This window comes from Chromobacterium sp. FG89 (assembly GCF_057808735.1).
Genome location: NZ_JBMDIQ010000006.1, coordinates 217,122 through 237,931 on the forward strand (window position 1 = coordinate 217,122; position 20,810 = coordinate 237,931).

Annotated in this window: 20 protein-coding genes and 3 tRNA genes; 9 read left to right on the forward strand and 14 right to left on the reverse strand. The window is 64.9% G+C overall.

Features of this window, described 5'->3' with window-relative positions; genetic code table 11:
* Positions 1 to 104 precede the first annotated feature (104 nt).
* Together ACODRW_RS08590 and folE are read left to right on the forward strand one after the other, a co-directional pair.
* Positions 105 to 1,619, forward strand: a complete 1,515-nt coding sequence (locus tag ACODRW_RS08590; protein WP_107799856.1) for a SpoVR family protein — start codon at positions 105 to 107, stop codon at positions 1,617 to 1,619.
* A gap of 228 nt (positions 1,620 to 1,847) precedes the next feature.
* A complete protein-coding gene (gene folE / locus ACODRW_RS08595; protein WP_107799855.1) occupies positions 1,848 to 2,486 on the forward strand; it encodes a GTP cyclohydrolase I FolE in 639 nt (212 codons plus the stop codon).
* Between the two features lie 4 nt (positions 2,487 to 2,490).
* Here the strand turns inward: folE and ACODRW_RS08600 are convergent, their stop codons facing one another.
* Genes ACODRW_RS08600 through ACODRW_RS08615 form a run of 4 tightly spaced genes read right to left on the reverse strand, consistent with a single transcriptional unit; the run spans position 2,491 to position 5,414 of the window.
* A complete protein-coding gene (locus ACODRW_RS08600) occupies positions 2,491 to 3,270 on the reverse strand; it encodes an ABC transporter ATP-binding protein (RefSeq protein WP_488905543.1) in 780 nt (259 codons plus the stop codon).
* Positions 3,263 to 4,237 (reverse strand): FecCD family ABC transporter permease, encoded by a 975-nt coding sequence (locus tag ACODRW_RS08605; protein WP_107799853.1) that lies wholly within the window; start codon positions 4,235 to 4,237, stop codon positions 3,263 to 3,265. Before ACODRW_RS08605 ends, ACODRW_RS08600 begins: the two co-directional genes overlap by 8 nt.
* A gap of 35 nt (positions 4,238 to 4,272) precedes the next feature.
* Entirely contained in the window at positions 4,273 to 5,085 is an 813-nt protein-coding gene (dapB, locus tag ACODRW_RS08610) for a 4-hydroxy-tetrahydrodipicolinate reductase (RefSeq protein ID WP_488905544.1), read from the reverse strand.
* Positions 5,082 to 5,414, reverse strand: a complete 333-nt coding sequence (locus ACODRW_RS08615) for an outer membrane protein assembly factor BamE (RefSeq protein ID WP_233246701.1) — start codon at positions 5,412 to 5,414, stop codon at positions 5,082 to 5,084. The genes dapB and ACODRW_RS08615 overlap by 4 nt, the downstream gene beginning before the upstream one ends.
* A 144-nt stretch (positions 5,415 to 5,558) precedes the next feature.
* On the opposite strand from ACODRW_RS08615, the gene fur reads away from it, so the two are divergent.
* The 3 genes from fur to ACODRW_RS08630 are packed head-to-tail and all read left to right on the forward strand — an operon-like array spanning position 5,559 to position 7,406.
* Entirely contained in the window at positions 5,559 to 5,984 is a 426-nt protein-coding gene (gene fur, locus ACODRW_RS08620) for a ferric iron uptake transcriptional regulator (RefSeq protein WP_019101530.1), read from the forward strand.
* A complete protein-coding gene (gene aat, locus ACODRW_RS08625; protein ID WP_235087594.1) occupies positions 5,981 to 6,682 on the forward strand; it encodes a leucyl/phenylalanyl-tRNA--protein transferase in 702 nt (233 codons plus the stop codon). The genes fur and aat overlap by 4 nt, the downstream gene beginning before the upstream one ends.
* Positions 6,669 to 7,406: an arginyltransferase gene (locus tag ACODRW_RS08630; RefSeq protein WP_107799849.1), complete on the forward strand. Its 738-nt coding sequence runs from the start codon at positions 6,669 to 6,671 to the stop codon at positions 7,404 to 7,406. Before aat ends, ACODRW_RS08630 begins: the two co-directional genes overlap by 14 nt.
* 121 nt (positions 7,407 to 7,527) lie before the next feature.
* Here ACODRW_RS08630 and ACODRW_RS08635 read toward each other — a convergent pair whose 3' ends face one another.
* The 8 genes from ACODRW_RS08635 to ACODRW_RS08670 all read right to left on the reverse strand — a co-directional run bounded on the left by ACODRW_RS08635 (position 7,528) and on the right by ACODRW_RS08670 (position 13,586).
* The gene (locus ACODRW_RS08635) at positions 7,528 to 7,995 is read right to left on the reverse strand and encodes an outer membrane lipoprotein (protein WP_048415794.1); all 468 of its coding nucleotides are present in this window, start codon (positions 7,993 to 7,995) and stop codon (positions 7,528 to 7,530) included.
* Between the two features lie 112 nt (positions 7,996 to 8,107).
* Entirely contained in the window at positions 8,108 to 9,136 is a 1,029-nt protein-coding gene (locus tag ACODRW_RS08640; RefSeq protein ID WP_227104168.1) for a quinone-dependent dihydroorotate dehydrogenase, read from the reverse strand.
* 57 nt (positions 9,137 to 9,193) lie between these two features.
* Positions 9,194 to 9,784 carry a malonic semialdehyde reductase gene (locus ACODRW_RS08645; RefSeq protein WP_235087599.1) on the reverse strand — a complete coding sequence of 197 codons (591 nt, stop codon included), beginning with the start codon at positions 9,782 to 9,784 and terminating at the stop codon, positions 9,194 to 9,196.
* A 28-nt stretch (positions 9,785 to 9,812) separates the two neighbouring features.
* Complete coding sequence (motD, locus tag ACODRW_RS08650; RefSeq protein ID WP_019101524.1) at positions 9,813 to 10,649, reverse strand: flagellar motor protein MotD; 837 nt, start codon at positions 10,647 to 10,649, stop codon at positions 9,813 to 9,815.
* Between the two features lie 19 nt (positions 10,650 to 10,668).
* Positions 10,669 to 11,610, reverse strand: coding sequence for a S49 family peptidase (locus ACODRW_RS08655; RefSeq protein WP_107799845.1), 942 nt, complete (start codon positions 11,608 to 11,610; stop codon positions 10,669 to 10,671).
* Between the two features lie 41 nt (positions 11,611 to 11,651).
* Complete coding sequence (locus ACODRW_RS08660; protein ID WP_235087601.1) at positions 11,652 to 12,014, reverse strand: Rieske (2Fe-2S) protein; 363 nt, start codon at positions 12,012 to 12,014, stop codon at positions 11,652 to 11,654.
* Positions 11,990 to 12,649: an HAD-IA family hydrolase gene (locus ACODRW_RS08665; protein WP_488905545.1), complete on the reverse strand. Its 660-nt coding sequence runs from the start codon at positions 12,647 to 12,649 to the stop codon at positions 11,990 to 11,992. The genes ACODRW_RS08660 and ACODRW_RS08665 overlap by 25 nt, the downstream gene beginning before the upstream one ends.
* A 1-nt stretch (position 12,650) precedes the next feature.
* Positions 12,651 to 13,586, reverse strand: a complete 936-nt coding sequence (locus ACODRW_RS08670) for an RluA family pseudouridine synthase (RefSeq protein ID WP_107799842.1) — start codon at positions 13,584 to 13,586, stop codon at positions 12,651 to 12,653.
* A 522-nt stretch (positions 13,587 to 14,108) separates the two neighbouring features.
* Between ACODRW_RS08670 and ACODRW_RS08675 the strand changes: the two genes are divergently transcribed.
* The 4 genes from ACODRW_RS08675 (at position 14,109) to ACODRW_RS08690 (ending at position 20,534) form a co-directional block, all read left to right on the forward strand.
* Positions 14,109 to 17,063, forward strand: a complete 2,955-nt coding sequence (locus tag ACODRW_RS08675; RefSeq protein ID WP_488905546.1) for an Rne/Rng family ribonuclease — start codon at positions 14,109 to 14,111, stop codon at positions 17,061 to 17,063.
* A gap of 95 nt (positions 17,064 to 17,158) precedes the next feature.
* Positions 17,159 to 17,234, forward strand: a tRNA-Asn gene (locus tag ACODRW_RS08680).
* Between the two features lie 253 nt (positions 17,235 to 17,487).
* Complete coding sequence (locus ACODRW_RS08685) at positions 17,488 to 18,930, forward strand: sensor histidine kinase (protein ID WP_488905547.1); 1,443 nt, start codon at positions 17,488 to 17,490, stop codon at positions 18,928 to 18,930.
* Positions 18,927 to 20,534: a diguanylate cyclase domain-containing protein gene (locus tag ACODRW_RS08690; RefSeq protein ID WP_488905548.1), complete on the forward strand. Its 1,608-nt coding sequence runs from the start codon at positions 18,927 to 18,929 to the stop codon at positions 20,532 to 20,534. The genes ACODRW_RS08685 and ACODRW_RS08690 overlap by 4 nt, the downstream gene beginning before the upstream one ends.
* 54 nt (positions 20,535 to 20,588) lie before the next feature.
* Here the strand turns inward: ACODRW_RS08690 and ACODRW_RS08695 are convergent.
* Positions 20,589 to 20,664 (reverse strand) — tRNA-Ala (locus tag ACODRW_RS08695).
* Between the two features lie 8 nt (positions 20,665 to 20,672).
* A tRNA-Glu gene (locus ACODRW_RS08700) sits at positions 20,673 to 20,748 on the reverse strand.
* Positions 20,749 to 20,810 lie beyond the last annotated feature (62 nt).

Genomic DNA, 20,810 nt, shown 5'->3' on the forward strand with positions numbered 1-20,810 from the left:
TACACGTGGTACATGAGCATTTTGAGCTCGGTTTCGACGCCGTATCGCCGACGCGCAGCAGATCGTAAACAGGTTCTGAGCGGTCTTGCCAAGGGGGGAGCAACATGACACCGATTTCTACCGGGTCCGAATGGACCTTCGACCTGGTCGACGAGTACGACCGGCAGATACGCACCATCGCGGTGGATGAATTCAAGCTGGATGTCTATCCCAACCAGCTGGAAGTCATCACCGCCGAGCAGATGATGGACGCCTACGCCTCGGTGGGCATGCCGGTCAACTACCATCACTGGAGCTACGGCAAGCATTTCGTCGCCACCGAAAAGAGCTATAAGCGCGGCCAGATGGGGCTGGCCTATGAGATTGTGATCAACTCCAACCCCTGCATCGCCTATCTGATGGAGGAAAACTCCATGACGATGCAGGCGCTGGTGATCGCCCACGCCGCTTACGGCCACAACAGCTTTTTCAAGGGCAACTACCTGTTCCGCGCCTGGACCGACGCCTCGGCCATCATCGACTATCTGGTGTTCGCCAAGAGCTATATCACCAAGTGCGAGGAGCGCTACGGCATAGACGCGGTGGAGGACTTGCTGGACAGCTGCCACGCGCTGATGAATTACGGCGTGGACCGCTACAAGCGGCCGCAGAAGCTGTCGCTGGCCAAGGAGCAGGCGCGCCAGGAAGAGCGCGAGCAATACCTGCAAACCCAGGTCAACGACCTGTGGCGCACCATTCCCAAGCGCGACAAGGACGGCAGCGACAAGGCGCCGCCGCGTTTTCCGCCGGAGCCGCAGGAAAACCTGCTGTATTTCATCGAGAAATCCGCGCCGCTGCTGGAGCCTTGGCAGCGCGAGGTGGTGCGCATCGTGCGCAAGGTGGCGCAGTATTTCTACCCGCAGCGGCAGACCCAGGTGATGAACGAGGGCTGGGCCACGTTCTGGCACTACACCATCCTCAATCGCCTGTACGACAAGGGCATGGTCACCGACGGTTTCATGATGGAGTTTTTGCAGAGCCACACCAATGTGGTGTACCAGCCGCCGGTGACGGCGCGTTGGTACAACGGCATCAACCCGTACGCGCTGGGTTTCTCCATGTATCAGGACATCAAGCGCATTTGCGAAGCCCCCACCGACGAGGACCGCGCCTGGTTCCCGGACCTGGCCGGCACGCCGTGGCGGGAGTCCCTGGAGTTCGCGATGAAGAACTTCAAGGACGAGAGCTTTATCTCGCAGTATCTGTCGCCCAAGCTGATTCGCGATTTCCGCCTGTTCTCCATCCGCGACGACGACCACGACGACAAGCTGGAGGTGTCCGCCATCCACGACGACATGGGCTACCGCGATATCCGCGGCAAGCTGGCCGAGCAGTACAATCTGGGTTCGCGCGAGCCCAATATCCAGGTGTGGTCGGTCAATGTGCGCGGCGACCGCAGCCTGGTGCTGCGCCACACCATGCACAACAGGCGGCCGCTGGACGACAACAGCGCCAACGAGGTGCTCAAGCACGTGTGCCGGCTGTGGGGCTTCGACGTGAGGCTGGAAAGCGTGGACGGCAATGGCGACGTCAAGCAGAGCTACGAGATGAAATCCAACCTGGATGGCGCGCGCGTGTAGCGGCGGCGGCCTGTGATATAGTCGAAAACCCGGGGCCGGCGGTCGTCGCCCCCGGGTTTTTCATGCCGCCGGCGGATGCAACTTTCCCTCCGGGCCGCTCTCGAATTCCTATTTCGATTGCGCGTCGCCGCCGCAAAGCCTGTTTCGCTTCACGCGAGGCGGCCCCGGCCGCGCTCTGACTCGCCGGCGCGCGGCGGACTTTGAACCAGCGCTCACAAGGGAGACGATATGGACCACCAGCATTGCGATCATCCAGCGCCGGAGCGCGCGCCCAAGGTGGGCGTGGAACGCTTGCGGCCCTTCGACAAGGAGGCGTTTGAGCGCGCGGTGACCGATTTGCTGACCGCCTGCGGCTTTCAGCCGCAAGGCGATCCGCACCTGGGCAGGACCGCGGAACGTGTCGGCGCGTTTTGGCGCGACCGCTTGCTGGACGGCTACGCCGCCGATCCGAGCGAGGTGCTGGGCTGCGGTTTTGAAGACGATTCCCGCGAGATGGTCATCATCAGCAATATCTCCATCCACAGCCTGTGTCCGCACCATCTGGTGCCCTTCGAAGGCATCGCCCACGTCGCCTACATTCCGGGCGGACGGCTGCACGGCTTCGGCCGCATCGCGCGGCTGATCGACGTGATCTCGCACCGCTTGAATTACCAGGAATGGATTTGCCAGGAAGTGGCGGACGCGCTGGTGCGGCACGGCATGGCCAAGGGCGCGGCCTGTGTGATCCAGGCCAAGCAGATGTGTTTGCAACTGGGGGAAAACCGGCGCGGCGCGGAGGCGGTGATCACCCAGGGCTTCGCCGGAGAAGTGGGCGAGGCGGACCGCGCGCGTTTTCTCAGCGAGTGCAAGCAGGCCTCGCACCGCTGAGCGTTTACTCTTGGTGCGGGTGGGGCAAGGGCACGAAAGCCCGCAAGGCGTGCTCCCGGCTGCTCAGCTCCGCCAGCCGCACGCCGTAAACCGCCTCCAGCGTTTCCCGCCGCATGATTTCGGGCGTGGGTCCGAAGCCGGCGGCGCGTCCTTCGTTCAGCAGCAGCACATTGTCGGCGTGGCGCAGCGCCAGGTTCAGATCGTGCACCACGGCCAGCGCGCCGATGTTCAGCTCGCGGCAGATGCGGGCCACCTGCGCCAGCAGCGCGTCGGCCATGGCGAAGTCCAGCGCGGCGGTGGGTTCGTCCAGCAATAGATAGCGTTCCGCGTCCGTCGAGGCCAGCAACTGGCACAGCGCGCGCGCCAGGTGGACGCGTTGCTGTTCGCCGCCGGACAGCGTGCGCGCCTGGCGTCGCGCCAGCTCCGCGGTGCAGGTGAGTTCCATCGCCTGGCGGCAGGCCGCGCCGGCGTCGCCCAGCAGATAGGCGCCGGACTGGATCAGCTCCATCGTGCTCCAGCCGGCCGGCGTCAGCGGATTTTGCTCCACCACCGCGCGCTGGCGCGCCAGTTGCGCGGCGGATTGGCCGCGCAGCGGCCGCCCGGCCATCCACGCCTCGCCGGCGCTGGGCGGGTGCAGGCCGGCCAGCATGCCCAGCAAGCTGCTTTTGCCGGCCCCGTTGGGGCCTAGCACGATATTGAGTTCGCCCGGCGCCACGCGCAGGGACACCGCCTCCACCAAGAGGCGGCCCTGGCGGGAAAGGCTGAGGGCGCGCGCTTCAAGCATGGGCGTCCTTTTCCGCGCTTTGCCGCAGCAGCCACAGGAAGAAGGGCGCGCCTATCAGGCTGGTGATCACGCCCACCGGCAGTTCGCTGGGCGCCAGCAGGCTGCGCGCCAGCCAGTCCGAGGCGATGGCCAGCAGCGCGCCCAGCATGGGCGCGATCCACAGCAGCCGGCGCGCGTTGCCGCCCACCAGTTGGCGCGCCAGGTGCGGGCCCATCAGGCCGATGAAACCGATCATGCCGCAGGCGGACACCACCAGGCCGGCGGCCAGGGCCGCCAGGATCACCACCTGCCATTCGCGGCGACGCACTTCAAAGCCCAGGTGAAAGGCGGCGGTTTCGCCCAATTGCAGCGCGTTGAGAAAGCGCCACTGCCGGTGCAGCGCCAGCCAGACCAGCGGCGCGGCCGCGCACAGCAAGACGGTTTGCGGCCAGTCCACGCTGGCGAAGCTGCCCATCAGCCAGAAAATCACCACGCGCAAGGAGCCGTCGGGCAGGGTGGTGATCAGCAGGGTCAGCAGGCTGCCCAGCAAGGAGCTGATGGCGAGACCGCTGAGGATCAGCCGGCTGCCGCCTTGTTGGGTCTGGCCCAGCAGGCGTATCAGCAATAAGGAGAACAGGCCGCCGGCGAAGGCGGACGCGGACACCGCGTAAAGGCCGGCGCCCAGGCTCAGCGCGGCGGCGGCGGCCAGCGCCGCGCCGCTGTTGATGCCGATCAGGCCGGGTTCGGCCAGCGGGTTGCGGAAACGCGCCTGCACCGCCGCGCCGGCGCTGGCCAGCAAGGCGCCGGCGCTGGCGCTGGCCAGCAGGCGCGGCAGCCGCAGCTGCCACAGCAATTGCCATTCCAGTTCCGGCAAGGGCTGGCCGGCCAGCAAACGGGACGCGTCCATGCCGCTGCCGTGCAGCAGCGAGGCGAGAGAGAGGAGAATCAGGCCGGCCGCGAGGGCCAGGGTCAGCGGGAAGAGGCGCATGGAAAGGGGGGCGGGGAGGGGCTCCCCGCCGGCGCTTAGCGCAGGCCCAGCACGTCCTGCATATCGAACAGGCCGCGCGGTTTGCCGGCCAGCCAGCGCGCGGCGCGCACCGCGCCGTTGGCGAAGGTGGCGCGGCTGGAGGCCTTGTGGCTGATTTCCACGCGTTCGCCGATGGCGGCGAACAAGGCGGTGTGGTCGCCGACCACGTCGCCGCCGCGCACGGTGGCGAAGCCTATGGTGTGCGGATCGCGCTCGCCGGTCACGCCTTCGCGGCCGTAAACCGCGCATTCTTTCAAGTCGCGGCCCAGCGCGTCGGCGATGACTTCGCCCATGCGCAGCGCGGTGCCGGACGGCGCGTCCACTTTATGACGGTGGTGGGCTTCGATGATTTCGATGTCGTAGCCGTCGTCCAGCACTCGCGCCGCCATGTCCAGCAGCTTGAAGGTGAGGTTGACGCCAACGCTGAAATTGGAGGCGAACACGATGCCGATCCGGTCGCCGGCGGCGCGGATCGCCGCCTTGCCGGCCTCGTCGAAGCCGGTGGTGCCGATGATCATCTGCACGCCGCGCTCGGCGCAGGCGGCCAGGTGTTCCAGCGTGCCTTCCGGGCGGGTGAAGTCGATGACGGCGTCGGCGCCTTCCAGCGCCTGGAGGAAGTCGCCGCCTATCTTGACGCCGGTGTGCTTGCCGATGAACAGGCCGGCGTCCTGGCCGATGAATTCCGAGCCGGGGCGGTCCACCGCGGCGTGCAGAGCCACGCCGGGCGCGGCCAGCGCCGCTTCAATCAGGGTCTTGCCCATGCGGCCGCCGGCGCCGACGACCACCAGTTTCAGCGGGGCGGCGCTCATGGCTTGGCTTCCTGGGCCGGCGCGGAGGCGGTCAGCGGCGGGCGTTCGGCCGGCTGCGCCTGGCCTTCCACGCGCTCCAGCACGTCGCCGTTGAAGTGGACGGTCAACAGGCGGTTGCTGTTTTTATCCAGCTTGCCCTGCTTGATGTCGCTATAGGTGTAATCCCAGCGATTGGCGTGAAACGCGTCGGCCAGTAGCGGAGAACCCAACAGGAAACGCACTTGCGAGCGCGTCATGCCCGGTTTAAGTTTGGCGACGGCATCCTCTGTGACATAATTGCCCTGCTGGATTTCCATCTTGTGCGGGCTGAGCCAGTTCAGAGGGTTCATTGAGCTGCAGCCGGAGAGGGCAAGGACGGCGACAAAAATCAGGGCGCGCATGATACTCCGTGACCTAAAAGTTATGAGGCGGTAATTAGGCAAAGCCGTGAAAAGGCTTTATCATGATCTGAAATCGACCCACTTTATATCACGATGAGCAAAGCCAGTCACCTTAAAGATATCGGCCTCAAGGCCACCGGCCCGCGTTTGAAAATCCTCGATCTGTTCGAGGAGGAGCACGCCGGCCACATGTCGGCGGAAGATGTCTACCGCAAGCTGCTCGCGGAAAATATCGACATCGGCCTTGCCACCATTTACCGCGTGCTGACGCAGTTCGAGCAGGCGGGCATTCTGGTGCGCCACCATTTCGAAACCGGCAAAGCGGTGTACGAGCTGAACCAGGGCGGTCATCACGATCACATGGTGTGCGTCAGCTGCGGCAAGGTGGTCGAGTTCTTCGATCCGGAGATCGAGGCTTTGCAAGACCGCATCGCCGAGCAGCACGGCTTCCGCATCGTCGATCACGCGCTGTACATGTACGGCGAGTGCCCGGACTGCCTTAACGCCAAGAAGGCATGATTCCCTGGCTCGGTCCTGAGCCGGTCTTCCCTCCGGTGCGGCTGGCTCTGCGCGAACCCAACGGTTTGCTGGCCGCCGGAGGCGATTTGTCCCCGCAGCGCATCCTGGCTGCTTACTCCCAAGGTATTTTCCCCTGGTTTTCCGAAGGCGAGCCCATTTTGTGGTGGTCGCCGGCGCCGCGCATGGTGCTGAGTCCGGACGAGCTCAAAGTCAGCCGTTCCATGGACAAGCTGCTGCGCAATCAACATTACGAAATCCGCGTGGACACCGCCTTCCGCGAAGTGATGTCGGCCTGCGCCGAACCAAGGGCGCAGCAGCAGGGCACCTGGATCGTGCCGGAGATGGTGGACGCCTATTGCCGTCTGCACCGGCTGGGCTACGCGCACTCTTTCGAGACCTGGATGGACGGCGAGCTGGTCGGCGGCCTGTACGGCATCGGCCTGGGCTTGATGTTCTACGGCGAATCCATGTTCTCCCGGCGCAGCAACGCGTCCAAGCTGGCCTTCATCCACATGGTGCGCCATTTGCGGACGCAGGGGGTGACGATGATAGATTGTCAGATGCACACCCGCCATTTGCAGAGCTTGGGCGCCAAGTTGGTTTCGCGTCAGACATTTCTTGCTACTCTGAAAGAGAATGCCCGACGGGCGCAGCCCGCCGCGATGTGGAACTACCGGTATACCAATGAGCCATCGTGATCCCGGCCCGACAGTGGCCATCCATTTCTACGCCACCGCGCCCTATCCCTGTAGTTATCTGGCCGGGCGTCAGGCGCGTTCGCAGGTGGCGATCCCGGCGGAGGCGATCGATGGCGAGGTTTACAGCCAGTTGGTGAAGCTGGGCTTCCGCCGCAGCGGCCTGTATACCTATCGGCCGTATTGCGACAGTTGCCAGGCTTGCGTGCCGGTGCGGATTCCGGTGGAGCGCTTCGCGCCCAGCCGCACTCAGCGCAAGGTGGCGCGGCGGCTGGAGGCGATGCAGGTGCGCCTGCTGCCGCTGGAGTTCGACGCCGAACACTATGCGCTGTATCGCTGGTATCAGCAGTCGCGGCACGCCGGCGGCGGCATGTCGGACGACGATCCGCAGCAGTATTCGGAGTTCATCCTGAAAAGCGGGGTGGACAGCATGCTGGCGGAGTTCCGCCTGGACGGCGAATTGAAGATGGTCAGCCTGATCGACCGCCTGGCCGACGGCCTGTCCGCGGTGTACACCTTTTACGATCCGGAAGACGCCAAATCCAGCCTGGGCGTGTTCAATGTGTTGTGGCAGGCGGAGCTGACGCGGCGGCTGGGGCTGCCGCACCTGTATCTGGGCTATTGGATACGCGAATGCCAGAAGATGTCCTACAAGGCGATGTATCAGCCCCTGCAGGCCTTGATGGATGGGCGGTGGGTGGAGTTGTCCAGGCCGCGGGACGAGTGAGCGGCACCCAATGAAAAAGCCGGCGCGAGCGCCGGCTTTTTCATTGCTGACGCGGTCCGCGTCAGAGCCTGTTCAAGGCCTGCGAGTCGAAGACGTGCGACGGCGGGCCTTGAACGGATGCTTAGAACGGCACCACGCGGTCGTTGCCGCCGCCGGTCAGCACGCGCACGCGCTGGTTGGCGGAGAACGGAATGTCGGCTTCCTGCACGATGGAGATCATGCGGCCGGAACCGTCCAGCTTGACGGTGATTTCCAGCGCGTTCTTGCTCAGGCCGCGTTGAGCGGCCTGGGCGCCGAAGCCGCCGGCCAGCGCGCCTACGATGCCGCCGGCGATCTGGCCCTTGCCGCCGCCGATATTGCTGCCGGCCAGGCCGCCCAGCGCGGCGCCGCCCAGAGTCAGCAGCTCATTGTTGCTGCCTTCCATTTTCACGTTCTGCACCGACACCACGGTGCCCAGCTGCACGGTCTGCGCCTGGCGCATCTGGCCTTTGGAGTAGACGGCGGCGGAGTCGGAGGTGGCGCAGCCGGTGAGCACGCCGGCGCTCAGCAGCGCGACGGCGGAAAGACGAATCAGTTGTTTTGCGTTCATATGAGTGAGTCCCATGTTATATAAGCGAGCCGGTTTGCCCCGGGATGGTCGCCGCGGGCCTGTCGCCGGGCTTCCTGAGGAAGGGCCCGTGCGCGGCCGCGCGTGCTGTTGTTCAGGGTTTGGCGCGCGCTGCGATCGCATTCGCGCATTCGGCCACCAGCGCCGGGCCTCGGTAGATCAGGCCGCTGTAGACTTGCACCAGGCTGGCGCCGGCGTCCAGTTTTTCCACGGCGTCCCGCCCGGACAGGATGCCGCCAACTCCTATGATAGGCAGAGCGCCGTCAAGTTCCTTGGCTAATTTGCGAATAACTGTTGTGGAACGGTCTTTGACCGGCGCGCCGGACAGGCCGCCGGCCTGCTCCGCCAACGGGTGGCCGGCCACGGCCTCGCGTGAGAGCGTGGTGTTGGTGGCGATGACGCCGTCGATGCGGTGTTCGGTCAGCAGGCGGGCGATGGCGACGATCTGATCGTCGTCCAGATCCGGCGCGATCTTCAGCGCCAGCGGCACGTGGCGGCCGTGCTTGTCGGCCAGCGCCTGCTGGCGCTGCTTCAATTGCGCCAACAGGCGGCCCAGTTCGTCGCCCTCCTGCAACTGGCGCAGGTTCTTGGTGTTGGGCGAGGAAATGTTGACGGCGACATAGCTGGCGTAGGCGTAGACCTTGTCCAGGCAGGCCAGGTAGTCGTCGGCGGCGTTTTCTATCGGGGTGGCGGCGTTCTTGCCGATATTGATGCCGAGCACGCCCTGGAATTTGCAGCGGCGGACATTGTCCAGCAGGGTGTCCACGCCCAGATTGTTGAAGCCCATGCGGTTGATGATGGCCTGGTGCTCCGGCAGGCGGAACAGCCGCGGCTTGGGATTGCCCGGCTGGGGCCGCGGGGTGACGGTGCCGATTTCGATGAAGCCGAAACCCAGCGCGGCCAAGGCGTCGATATGCGCTCCATTCTTGTCCAGCCCGGCGGCGAGTCCCACCGCGTTGGGGAAGGTCAGGCCCATGGCTTGCACCGGCTTGCGCGCGGCGCTGTGGCAGGTCAGCGTGCTCAGGCGCAGCTTGTGCGCCTGGTCCAGCATGGCCAGCGTCTGTTCGTGGGCGGTCTCTGCGTCAAAGCGGAACAGCAGCGGGCGCAGAAGCGAATAGAGCATCTTGTTTCTCCAGGCAGCAAAATGCCCGGCATTATAACCGGGCATCGGGCGGGGGGATTAAAGAATCTGGCAGGCGTCGTCAAACTCGAAGCGCGGCGAGCGCGGGTAGAGCTTGTCCGCTGCGCCGTAGCCCAGGTTGACCAGGAAGTTGGACTTGAAGCGGCCGTCCGGGAAGAAGGCCTGGTCCACCGCGGCGTTGTCGAAGCCGGACATCGGACCGCAGTCCAGCCCCAGCGAGCGCGCGGCCAGCAACAGGTAGCCGCCTTGCAGGCTGCTGTTGCGTGAGGCGGTGGCCTGGATCGCCGCGTCGTTGCCTTCGAACCAGCTTCTGGCGTCGGCGTGCGGGTAGAGCTTGGGCAGGTGCTCGTAGAAACGCATGTCCTGAGCCACGATCACGCAGACCGGCGCGGCCATGGTTTTTTCGACGTTGCCTTCGGCCAGGCAGGGCTTGAGCTTGGCCTTGGCGGCGTCGCTTTGCACGAAGATGAAGCGCGCCGGCGAGCAGTTGGCGCTGGTGGGCGCCATTTTCAGCAGGTCGAACAGCTGGTGCAGCGTTTCGGCGCTGACCGGGCGGTCCTGCCAGTGGCTGTGGGTGCGGGCGTTGAGGAACAGCTGTTCCAGCGCGGAATGATGAATCGGGGTGCTCATATCGTGCTCCTCTTGAGAAACAGGGGTGTTAGCGGCCATTGGCCATGGATGCGTCTTGCGGCGACAGCACTTCGGCGTCGCTCAGCCCGCTCGCCAGCACGGTGATGGCGACGCGGCGGTTGCTGGCGCGGCCGTCGGCGGTGGCGTTGTCGCCCACCGGCAGGTTGGCGCCTCGGCCCACCGCCACCAGCCGTTCCGGCTTGATGCCGTTTTCCTGGAACAGGCGCACCACGCTGCCGGCGCGCGAGGCGGACAGTTCCCAGTTGGACGGGAAGTAGGAATTGCGGATGGGCACGGTGTCGGTGAAGCCTTCCACTCGGATCGGATTGTCCACCTTGGCCAGCTGCAGCGCCATATTGGCCATCAGCTGGCGCGACTGTTCGTTGGGCTGCGCCTGTCCGGTGGGGAAGAGCGCGGTGTCGCGGATGTCGATGGTGACGCCCTTGCTGCTGTGGGTGATGGTGACCTGGCCGCTCTTGACCAGCGGGTCCATCACTTTGGCCAGATCCTGGGTCAGGTTGGCGAGCCGGGTTTTTTCGTCGCCCTGGGCGGAGCCGGTGTTGGCTTTTTTCTCGGCCTGGTGTTCTCCCTTGACCGCCTTGGCGATGGGTTTGGTCTCGGGGATCTCTATCATGGTGTTGGCCCCGCCGCTGGGCGGGGTGGTGTTGACGCTGATGGTGGAGCCGGAGCGGAAGGCGTCCACGATGGCGGAGGAGAGCACGCGGTACTTGCCCTCGTTGACCGAGGAGATCGCGTACATCACCACGAAGAAAGCGAACAGCAGGGTGATGAAGTCGGCGTAGGAAACCAGCCAACGTTCATGGTTCTCGTGTTCTTCTTCCTGTCGTTTTCTTCTGCGCGCCATGGTGTGCCTTGCCGGTTGGTCAGAACAGCTTGGTGTCGAACAGACTCTTCACGCCGCCGGCGAACTCCACGCCGATCTTGCGCGCCACGCGGCTGGACAGATCGTCTTGCTGAGTATAGTCGACGGTTTTCTCCGCCTTGATCACGTCGCGCGCCACCGAGCGCACCGTGCCCAGGCCGTCGGCCAGGCCCAGCGGGATGCTCTTGTCGCCCAGCCACACCATGCCGGAGAACAGTTGCGGGTCCTTGGCCAGGCGCTGGCCGCGGCCAGCCTGGACCGCCGCGATGAATTGCTGGTGGATGTCGTCCAGCAATTGCTGGCGGATGGCTTCTTGCTTGGGGTTGACCGGGGAGAAGGGGTCGCCCATCGCCTTGTTCTCGCCGGAGGTGCGCAGGCGGCGGTCCACGCCCAGTTTTTCCATGGCGCCGGTGAAGCCGAAGCCGTCGGACAGCACGCCGATGGAGCCGATGATGCTGGCCTTGTCGACGAAGATCTTGTCGGCGGCGGAGGCGATGTAATAGCAGCCGGACGCGCAGACCTCGCTGACCACCACGTAAACCGGCACCGACGGGTGCAGCTTCTTCTGGCGGCGGATTTCGTCATAGGCCATGCCGGACAGCGCCGGGCTGCCGCCCGGGCTGTTGGCGTCGATGATGATGCCCTTGGTGCTCTTGTCGCCGTAGGCGTCGGTCAGGGCCTGGCTCAGCTTGTTGGCGGTGTCGCTCTGGCTGTCGATCACGCCTTCCAGCGTGATGACGGCGGTGTGCCCGGAGCCGACGATGCCGGCGGTGGCCTTGTCCTCGTTGCGCATGAACAGGCTGAACAGGATGAAACCGATGATGATCAGCCAGATCATGCGGAAGAAAATTTTCCACTGGCGGGCGCGGCGTTGTTCCACCAACGCGGCGCTGGCCAGTTTTTCCAGCAATTGGCGTTCCCAATGGTTGGAGGTGTCGCTCATGTGTGGGTGCTCCCTGAATAATTCCAGGAGTCTAGCAAAGTTCACGACGGCATGACATTGATGCAGATATTGCCGTCCTGTTCGAAGACGGGCACGGCGATCAGCCGCTGGCCGCGGCAGGGGCCGGAGACGCAATAGCCGGTGTGCGCTTCGTAGCAGGCGCCGTGCATGCTGCACACCAGATAATGGCCGCTGAGGTCGAAGACTTCGCCGTCGCGCAAATCCAGTTCCACCGGGATGTGGCGGCAGGCGTTGACGTAGGCGTAGACCTTGCCGCGGTAGCGCACGGCGAAGGCGGGCAGCGGCGGGGCGCCGTCCGCCTGTGCGATCTCGAAGCGCCAGGCGCGGCCGCCGTCCTGCAGCTCGGCCGCGGCGCAGATTATCCGAGTTTCGGCAGCAGCCATGTCTGCAGCTCGGGGTAGGAATGGAACAAGGCCAGCGGTCCGCAGCTTTCCAGATGCTCGCTGTCGTGGGCGCCGAAGCCGACGCCTACGCCGTGGCAGCCGGCGTTGCCGGCCATCAGCAGGTCGTGGCTGGTGTCGCCTATCATCAGCGTGCGGCGCGGGTCCGCGCCTAGCATCTCGGTCAGCGACAACAGCATGTCCGGATGAGGCTTGGAATGGCATTCGTCCACGGTGCGGGTGGCGTGGAACAGCGGGCCGAGCCCGGTATGCTCCAGCAAGCGGTTGAGGCCGGCGCGGCTGTTGCCGGTGGCCACCGCCAGGAAAACGCCGCTGGCGGCGATGGCGTTCAGGCAGTCCACGGCGCCGTCGAACAGGGTCACCTGATGCTGGTTGGCGTGGTAATGATGGCGGAAGGCTTCGGTCAGCCGCGGCAGTTGCTCCGGGGCGGCGGCCGGACAGGCCTGTTGCAGCGCCTCGGCCAGGCGCAGGCCGATGACGTGGCTGGCCTGCTCGCGGCTGGGGACGGGCAGGGACAGGTCGGCGCAAGCCTGCTGGATGGACTGGCTGATATGGGCGGTGGAGTCCATCAGGGTGCCGTCCCAGTCGAAAACGACCAGATCGAAGCGAGTGTTCATCTCAAGACCTCAGGCTTTTCAGGAAACGCTCCAGCTCCGGCGGCAGCGGCGCTTCCAGTTTCAGCGGCTCGCCGGTCAGCGGATGGGGCAGGGACAGGCTGCGCGCGTGCAGGAACATGCGTTTCAGGCCGCGTTTGGCCAGTTCCTTGTTCAGTGCGAAGTCGCCGTATTTCTCGTCGCCGGCGATCGCGCAGCCGTTGGCCTGCATGTGCACGCGGATCTGGTGGGTGCGGCCGGTGCGCAGGTGGGCTTCCACCAGCGTGAACTCGGCAAAACGTTCCTTGACCGCGAAATTGGTGTGCGCGTACTGGCCGTTTTCGGCGTCGCTGACTTTCACGCGGCGCTCGCCGTCCGGGGTGTGGAACTTGAACAGCGGCAGTTTGACCTGGCGCGCGTCGTCCGGCCACTGGCCTAGGCCCAGAGCCAGATAGCGCTTGTCCGGCACATTGGCGCGCATCATGTCGTGCAGCTTGGTCAGCGCCGAGCGCTTCTTGGCCAGCATCAGGAGGCCGGAGGTTTCGCGGTCCAGCCGGTGCACCAGCTCAAGATAGCGCCAGTCCGGATGCGCCTGGCGCAGTTGTTCGATCACGCCGAAGGACACGCCGCTGCCGCCGTGCACCGCCACGCCGGCCGGTTTATCTATCACCAGCAGCGCGTTGTCTTCGTACACCACCGGGAAGGTGGCGGCCGGCACGTTCTTTTCCGCGCGCTCGGCCACGCGTATGGGCGGAATGCGCAGCTCGTCGCCCGCCTGCACGCGGTAGGCTGCGTCGATGCGGCCCTTGTTCACCCTCACCTCGCCGGAGCGCAGGATGCGGTAGATGTGGCTCTTGGGCACGCCCTTGAGCAAACGCACCAGGTAGTTGTCGATGCGTTGGCCGGCGTCGCCGTCGTCCACTTGGACGAAGGAGACGGAATCTTTGCGAATGTCTGTCATATTGCTTATACTTCTGGCGCTGTCCCAAGGTGTGTTGCACCAAGATGACGGCGAAATGTCAAGCCAAGGTCACGGCATGTTGCGTGGCGCTGCTGCAAGAGGTTGGAGACGGCCGGCAGGGATTTACAGACCCTGACCTGATGCCGCTCGCGACGTTTGCAGCCAAGGTTAACTCGCTCACCGAAAAGCAGCGATGGTAATGCATTTGTACGCATAACGCACTCACGAGTATTCCATTTCCTGATGCTAAGCCAGTCAGGAAATTTTGCAGCGAAGTTTGACCCGGCATGCTAGCCCCCCTGCACTGTATGTCCTGCCCTTTGAGGCAGGCCGGCGATCCCGGAGCGCCAATTGCGCACATGAGTCAGGTCTGCGTGTGATCGATTTTCAGGAAGTAGGCTTGTCAAAACTGTTTTTTTCGATCTTTACATCGACACTTCTTTCGGAAAGCGCCCATCAATAGTCACTGGGCCGTCAAATACTGGCTGCATCCCTTGCGTGAGTGCCGCGCAAGGAATGTAAATGAAACGCATGTTGTTCAACGCAACGCAAGCTGAAGAGCTGCGCGTTGCTATCGTCGACGGACAAAAGCTCGTCGACCTCGATATCGAGACTGTAGGCAAGGAGCAGCGCAAGGGGAATATCTATAAGGGTGTGATTACCCGTATCGAGCCCTCCCTTGAGGCTTGTTTTGTCGATTACGGCACCGAACGCCACGGCTTCCTGCCGTTCAAAGAGGTGTCCCGTTCCTATTTCCAGGGCTATGACGGCGGCCGTCCGCGCATTCAGGATGTGCTGCGCGAAGGCATGGAAGTCATCGTGCAGGTGGAGAAGGACGAGCGCGGCAACAAAGGCGCCGCGCTGACCACCTATATCAGCCTGGCCGGTCGTTATCTGGTGCTGATGCCCAACAACCCGCGCGGCGGCGGCGTATCGCGCCGCATCGAGGGCGAGGAGCGTCAGGAGCTGAAGGACCTCTTGTCTCAGCTGGAAGTGCCGCACGGCATGAGCCTGATCGCCCGTACCGCCGGCATCGGCCGCAATCTGGAAGAACTGCAGTGGGATCTGGGTTACCTGATGCAGCTGTGGCGCGCGATTGAAGGCGCGGCCGGCGCTCAGAACGCGCCGTTCCTGATTCTGCAGGAAGGCAGCCTGGTGATCCGCGCGATCCGCGATTACTTCCATCCGGACATCGGCGAAGTGCTGATCGACACCGAGGAAATCTACGATCAGGCCCGTCAGTTCATGAGCCATGTGATGCCCAACATGCTGTCGCGTGTGAAGCTGTACAAGGATCATGTGCCGCTGTTCTCCCGTTTCCAGATCGAACACCAGATCGAAACCGCCTTCGCGCGCAGCGTGCAGCTGCCGTCCGGCGGCGCCATCGTGATCGACCACACCGAAGCGCTGGTGTCCATCGACGTCAACTCCGCGCGCGCCACCAAGGGCGCCGACATCGAAGACACCGCGGTCAAGACCAACCTGGAGGCGGCCGAGGAAATCGCCCGCCAACTGCGCTTGCGCGACCTGGGCGGCCTGGTGGTGATCGACTTCATCGACATGGAAAGCGCCAAGAACCAGCGCGACGTGGAAAACCGCCTGCGCGACGTGCTCAAGCACGACCGCGCTCGCGTCCAAATGGGCAAGCTGTCCCGTTTCGGCCTGCTGGAATTGTCGCGTCAGCGTCTGCAGCCCAGCCTGGGCGAGACCAGCCACGAGACCTGCCCGCGCTGTCACGGCATCGGCTTCATCCGCGGCACCGAGTCCTCCGCGCTGCACATCCTGCGCATCATTCAGGAAGAGGCGATGAAGGAAAACACCGGCGCGGTTCACGCGCAGGTGCCGGTGGACGTGGCCACTTTCCTGCTCAACGAAAAGCGTTCCGAGATCCATTCGATCGAAGAGCGTCTGGACGTGGACGTGGTGCTGATCCCGAACATCCATCTGGAAACCCCGCATTACAAGATCGTGCGCGTGCGCCACGACGACCTGGCCGAAGCCGGCGAAGCGCCGAGCTACAAGCGGGTGGAAGTGCAGGAAGAAGACGTGATCACCAACTTCGGCCATGAAAAGCCGAAGCTGGAGCGTCAGGAAGCCGCGGTCAAGGGCATTACGCCTCAGCAGCCGGCGCCGACGGTGGCGGCCAAGGCGGCCGAGCCGGAGCCGGGCCTGTTCGGCAAGCTGGGCGCTTGGGTCAAGAGCCTGTTCGCCGAGCCGGAGCAAGCGGCCCAGCCGGCCGAGAAGAAAAAGCCGGCGGCCCAGTCTCAGCAACGCGGCAACCGCCAGCGCAACGGCGACCGCCGTCCGGGCGGTCAGGCGCGTCGCGAACACGAGCAGCGTCGTCAAGGTTCCGATGAGAAACCGCGTCGTCCGGAGCGCGCCGAACGCGGCGAGCGCCAGGACGGCGAGCGTCAGGAACGCCAGGAGCGTCCGGAGCGCAAAGAGCAGCCGCAACGCGAGGAGCGCCAGGAGCGCGGCGAGCAGCCGCGCAACGGCCGCCGCCGCGAGCGCGACAACGGCCGCGAGACTCGCGAAGGCCGCGAACCGCGCGAGCTGAAGGACGCGCAGCGTCAACAGCCGGCGCGCGAGGAAGCGCCGCAGGAGCGTCCGGAAAAGCTGGAGAAGCAGGAGCGTCCGCAGCAGGAGCCGCGTCGTCGTCAGGCGCCGCAGGCGGAAGAGCAGGCTTTGGAGCTGAGCAAGCCGGTTGTCGACGAGGCTCGCGCCGAAGGCGACGCCGAGCAGCAGGAGCGCAATGAGCGTCGTCGTCGTCGCAGCCGTCGCGACCGTCGTCGCGATGATCCGGCCGCAGCGCCGCAGGAAGAGGGTCTTGCCCTGCCGGCGGCGGAAGCGGCGCCGATCGCGGTCGCGGCCGTTGTCGGCGCGGTAGCGGTGGAAGCCGTCGTCGAGGCGGTGGCCGAGGCGCCGGCTGAAGCGCCGGCGGCAGCGGCTGAGCAGCGTGAGGAAGCGGCGGCGGTTGAATCCGCGGCAGTCGAAGCGGTCCAGCCGGCGCGGGAAGCGTTCGAGCCTGTTGCGGCGGTTGAGCCGGAACAGCCGGTGGTTGACGCGGCTCCGGCGATTGAGCTGGCCCCGGTCGTGGAAGCGGCTCCGGTGTTTGAGGCGGCTCCGGCGGTTGAAGTGGTTTCGGTGCTGGAGGCTGTCGAGGCGTTTGTCGCGGCGGAACCCGCGCCTGCGCCGGAAGTTGCCGCTGCGCAGAGCGAGCCGGAACAGGCCGATCCGGTCGAGCCGGTCGAGCCGGCAGTCGAGGCGCCGGCCGTGGTTGAGACCCGCGCCGTTGCCGCGGCGGAGCCGGCAAGCCTGGGCGGCTTGGTCATGGTGTCCACCAAGTCGGTAGTCGAGGCGCCCGCGGCGCAGGAGCCGGTATTGCCGGCGGGGCCGCGTCGTCGCGACGTGACTCGTCAGGCTCAGCAGGGCGCCGCTCCGGCTGACCTGGTGCAGGTGGAAACCCGCAATCCTTGAACGTAGTCTGAGGCCCGGAGCGCTGCTATTTAGCGCTCCGGGTGTTGACGCCGCTCAGGGGTTTGGTTAATATACCCCTCTCTCGCAAGAGATATTCCCTGATAGCTCAGTTGGTAGAGCGACGGACTGTTAATCCGCAGGTCGCAGGTTCGAGCCCTGCTCGGGGAGCCAGAATTCAAAAGGCCACGCATCGCGTGGCCTTTTTGCGTTTCCGCGCGTTCGTCGCGGCTTCCCGTCGAGTTCTCGGCGCCCTGGCGCGCCTGTCCCAATTGATTGCGCTAAGCAATTTTAACAGTTTGCTTCCCATTCCATACGTCATATAACACAAGCTGGTGACAACTTGACCGCCTCGTTTGCGCGCGCTTGAGCGCGGCCGTTTCCGGCTGCGCGGCGCGGTGAGCTGGGGGCGGCGTGAGGAGGCCGGGTGGCTGGATCCCTGAAGGGCGAAAGCAGTGCCTTGGATTGCGCCGAACAGGTGTTGTCCGATGTGCTGGAGGCGGTTCCGGTGGGACTGGCGCTGATTGACGGCCAGATGCGTTATCGATTGCTCAACCAACGTCTGGCGGAGGCCAACGGCCTGCCGCATTCGGCCCATCTGGGGCGCGGCGTGGCGGAAACGCTGCCGCAGATCGGCGAATATCTGGAATCGCTGATGCGGCAGGTGATGGAGAGCGGCGAGCCGGTGCTGGATGTTTGCGTCAATTCCAGGGTGGGCGCCGGCGACAAGGGCGCGCTCAGGGAGTGGCAGATCAGCTATCTGCCGTATTGCGCCTCGACGGATGAGGTGGCGGGGGTGTTGGCGGTGGTCAGGGACGTGGCGGCGGAGCGGCGGGCCGAGCGTCTGCGCGGCGAGGGCGAGGCCCGCTTGCGCATGGTGGTGGATTCCGCGTTGGACGGCTTGGTGATGATAGACCAGAGCGGGCGCATCCGGATGGCGAATCATCGGGCGGAGGTGATGTTCGATTATCTGGGTGTCGGCATGGAGGGTCTGATGATTTCCGGCCTGGTGCCGGAGCGCTTCCGCGACGGCCATGGGCGGCTGATCGAAAATTATATGCGCCGCCCGGAGGCGCGGGAGATGGCGCGCCAGCAGGAAATCTTCGGAGTGCGGCGCGACGGCGGCGAGTTCCCGGCCGAAATCGGCCTGACGCCGGTGCGCGACGGCGGGGAGTTGCAAGTGCTGGCCACCATTACCGACATCAGCGCGCGCAAGGCGGCGCAGGCCAGTCTGGAGCTGGCCTTGAAGGAAAAGACCGCCTTGCTCAACGAGGTGCACCACCGGGTCAAAAACAATCTGCAAGTCATTTCCAGTCTGCTCAACCTGCAAACGCGCTCGGCGCCGCCGGAGGCGGTGGCGGTGCTGACCGAGTGTCAGAATCATGTGCGCGCGATGGCGCTGATCCATCAGCTCTTGTACGAGCACGGCGACTTTTCCCGGATTCACGTGGGGGTTTACCTGGAGCGGCTGACTCAGTTGCTCAGCGGCAGCGTGTCGGACGTCGGGGTGCGCTTGCGCTGCCGCGGCATGGGCGCCGCGGTGTATCTGGGCATGCAGCGGGCGATTCCCTGCGGCTTGCTGGTGAACGAGTTGGTGACCAATGCGCTCAAGCATGCGTTTCCCGATCGGCGCGGCACGGTGGAGGTGGCGCTGGAGCGGGAGGACGGCGGGCGTTGCCGGATTCTGGTGTCGGACGACGGCGTCGGCATTCCGGAGTCGGTGAAGCTGGGCGAGGTCAGTTCCTTGGGGTTTCGCCTGATTCCCACCCTGGTGGGGCAGTTGAAGGGGGAGGCTCGCTTGCTGCGGCCTGAGGCGGGCGGGGCCTGCGTGGAGATCGCGTTCAGCGATGAGCCGGAGAGCGCAGAATGAGTATGGACAACGGTTTGTTGATCGTGGAAGACGAAGGGGTGGTGGCGCTGGACTTGCAGACCAGTCTGGAGTCTTTGGGCTACCGGGTGCTCGGCGTCTGCGCCAATGCGGACGACGCGGTGCGGCGGGCGGGGGCGGATCGGCCGGATCTGGTGTTGATGGACATTCATCTGGATGGCGACGTGCCGGGCACCGAGGCGGCGCGCGTGATACGCGAGCGTTTCCAGATCCCGTCCATCTTCCTGACAGCCTACGCCGAGGACGATATGCTGCGCAACGCGGAAGGCAGCGCGCCCTATGGCTATCTGCTCAAGCCTTACCAGCTGCGGGAGCTGAACGCCTCGGTGCGCATGGGGCTGGCGCGGCGCAGGGCGGAGGTGGAGGAGCAGCGTCAGCGCCGTCGCTTGCGCATGGCGGTGGAGGCGGCCCGGCTGGGGGTGTGGGAATGGGGCGGCCGGCGCGGCGAGATGGCGTGGGAGCAGGAATTTCTGGACGCGTTCCCGTTCGCCGTCGCCGAGGACGGGCTACCCGGTTTGCTCGGCATGGCCGAGGCCGACGCCGCCGAGTTGACGCGGATCTTGGAGTCCGAGCGGGTCTTGCAGAAAACAGTGAAGCTGGACGCGGAGGGCGCGGAGCGCTGGCTTGAGCTGTGCGGGCGCAATTTCGCCGCGCAGGGCGAGCCGGCGCGTTGGGTGGGGGTGGCGCGAGACGTGACCGACGCGCATTTGAGCGAGGCCAGCCTGCGGCAAGCCAGCGTGGTGTTTCAGGCCAGCGCGGAGGGGATTCTGGTATTGGATCATCGGCGTTGCATCGTGTCGGCGAACGAGTCCTTTTACCGATTGACGGGCTTGAGCGCGGAAGAATCGTTGGGCAGCGATCCGGACGATTGCCTGCATGTGGAGCCGCATGGCGAGAGTTTTTACCGCCGGCTGGAGGGGGAGCGGCATTTCTGGCAGGGCGAGGTGGTGTGTCGCCGCCGGGGTGAAACCTTTCCTTGCTGGCAGCATGCGTCGGTGGTGCGGGACGGGGAGGGGGCGGTCAGTCATTACGTGCTGGCCATCTCCGATATTTCGGCGATACGCGCGGCGGAAGCGCATATTCATTTCCTGGCCTACCATGATCAACTGACCGGTTTGGGCAATCGCCATTTTCTGCAGGTGGAACTGGATAAGGAGATTGCCAGGGCCAAGCGCCGCAATGAGCGCATCGCGCTCTTGTTCATCGATCTGGACGGCTTCAAGGCGGTGAACGACGGCTGGGGGCACGAGGCGGGCGACGCGCTGCTGGTGGCGATGGCCGAGCGTCTGCGTCAGCATGTGCGCGGCGAGGATTTGGTGGTGCGCCTGGGCGGGGACGAGTTTCTGGTGGTGGCGCCGGGCTTGGATCGCGGAGAGTCCTGCAGCGTGATGGTGGGTCGGCTCTTGACGGTGTTGGCGCAGCCGGTGGCTTTGGGGGGCGATGAGTGCGCGGTGTCGGCCAGTATCGGGGTGGCGTTCTTTCCGGAAAACGGCGGCGATCTGGGTGGTCTGCTGCATGCGGCCGACCGGGCGATGTACCAGGCCAAGAGGGCGGGTAAGAACGAATTCAGGATGGCGACGGAATAAAATCCGCGCGGGAAAGAATAAAAGCCGAAATCGCGAGATTTCGGCTTTTATATTTGGTGGAGATAAGCGGGATCGAACCGCTGACCTCTTGCATGCCATGCAAGCGCTCTCCCAGCTGAGCTATACCCCCGGTATTGCTGGCGTCCCCACGGGGATTCGAACCCCGGTTACCGCCGTGAAAGGGCGATGTCCTAGGCCTCTAGACGATGGGGACTGAATTGTGGTGGAGATAAGCGGGATCGAACCGCTGACCTCTTGCATGCCATGCAAGCGCTC

Coding starts and splice junctions, on each gene's coding strand:
- motD (WP_019101524.1), bottom strand. CDS start 10,649: ATGGCGCGCAGAAGAAAACGACAGGAAGAAGAACACGAGAACCATGAA.
- ACODRW_RS08600 (WP_488905543.1), bottom strand. CDS start 3,270: ATGCTTGAAGCGCGCGCCCTCAGCCTTTCCCGCCAGGGCCGCCTCTTG.
- ACODRW_RS08640 (WP_227104168.1), bottom strand. CDS start 9,136: ATGCTCTATTCGCTTCTGCGCCCGCTGCTGTTCCGCTTTGACGCAGAG.
- ACODRW_RS08660 (WP_235087601.1), bottom strand. CDS start 12,014: ATGGCTGCTGCCGAAACTCGGATAATCTGCGCCGCGGCCGAGCTGCAG.
- ACODRW_RS08665 (WP_488905545.1), bottom strand. CDS start 12,649: ATGAACACTCGCTTCGATCTGGTCGTTTTCGACTGGGACGGCACCCTG.
- fur (WP_019101530.1), top strand. CDS start 5,559: ATGAGCAAAGCCAGTCACCTTAAAGATATCGGCCTCAAGGCCACCGGC.
- ACODRW_RS08615 (WP_233246701.1), bottom strand. CDS start 5,414: ATGAACCCTCTGAACTGGCTCAGCCCGCACAAGATGGAAATCCAGCAG.
- ACODRW_RS08635 (WP_048415794.1), bottom strand. CDS start 7,995: ATGAACGCAAAACAACTGATTCGTCTTTCCGCCGTCGCGCTGCTGAGC.
- ACODRW_RS08690 (WP_488905548.1), top strand. CDS start 18,927: ATGAGTATGGACAACGGTTTGTTGATCGTGGAAGACGAAGGGGTGGTG.
- ACODRW_RS08675 (WP_488905546.1), top strand. CDS start 14,109: ATGAAACGCATGTTGTTCAACGCAACGCAAGCTGAAGAGCTGCGCGTT.
- ACODRW_RS08655 (WP_107799845.1), bottom strand. CDS start 11,610: ATGAGCGACACCTCCAACCATTGGGAACGCCAATTGCTGGAAAAACTG.
- ACODRW_RS08590 (WP_107799856.1), top strand. CDS start 105: ATGACACCGATTTCTACCGGGTCCGAATGGACCTTCGACCTGGTCGAC.
- ACODRW_RS08630 (WP_107799849.1), top strand. CDS start 6,669: ATGAGCCATCGTGATCCCGGCCCGACAGTGGCCATCCATTTCTACGCC.
- aat (WP_235087594.1), top strand. CDS start 5,981: ATGATTCCCTGGCTCGGTCCTGAGCCGGTCTTCCCTCCGGTGCGGCTG.
- ACODRW_RS08670 (WP_107799842.1), bottom strand. CDS start 13,586: ATGACAGACATTCGCAAAGATTCCGTCTCCTTCGTCCAAGTGGACGAC.
- folE (WP_107799855.1), top strand. CDS start 1,848: ATGGACCACCAGCATTGCGATCATCCAGCGCCGGAGCGCGCGCCCAAG.
- ACODRW_RS08645 (WP_235087599.1), bottom strand. CDS start 9,784: ATGAGCACCCCGATTCATCATTCCGCGCTGGAACAGCTGTTCCTCAAC.
- ACODRW_RS08605 (WP_107799853.1), bottom strand. CDS start 4,237: ATGCGCCTCTTCCCGCTGACCCTGGCCCTCGCGGCCGGCCTGATTCTC.
- dapB (WP_488905544.1), bottom strand. CDS start 5,085: ATGAGCGCCGCCCCGCTGAAACTGGTGGTCGTCGGCGCCGGCGGCCGC.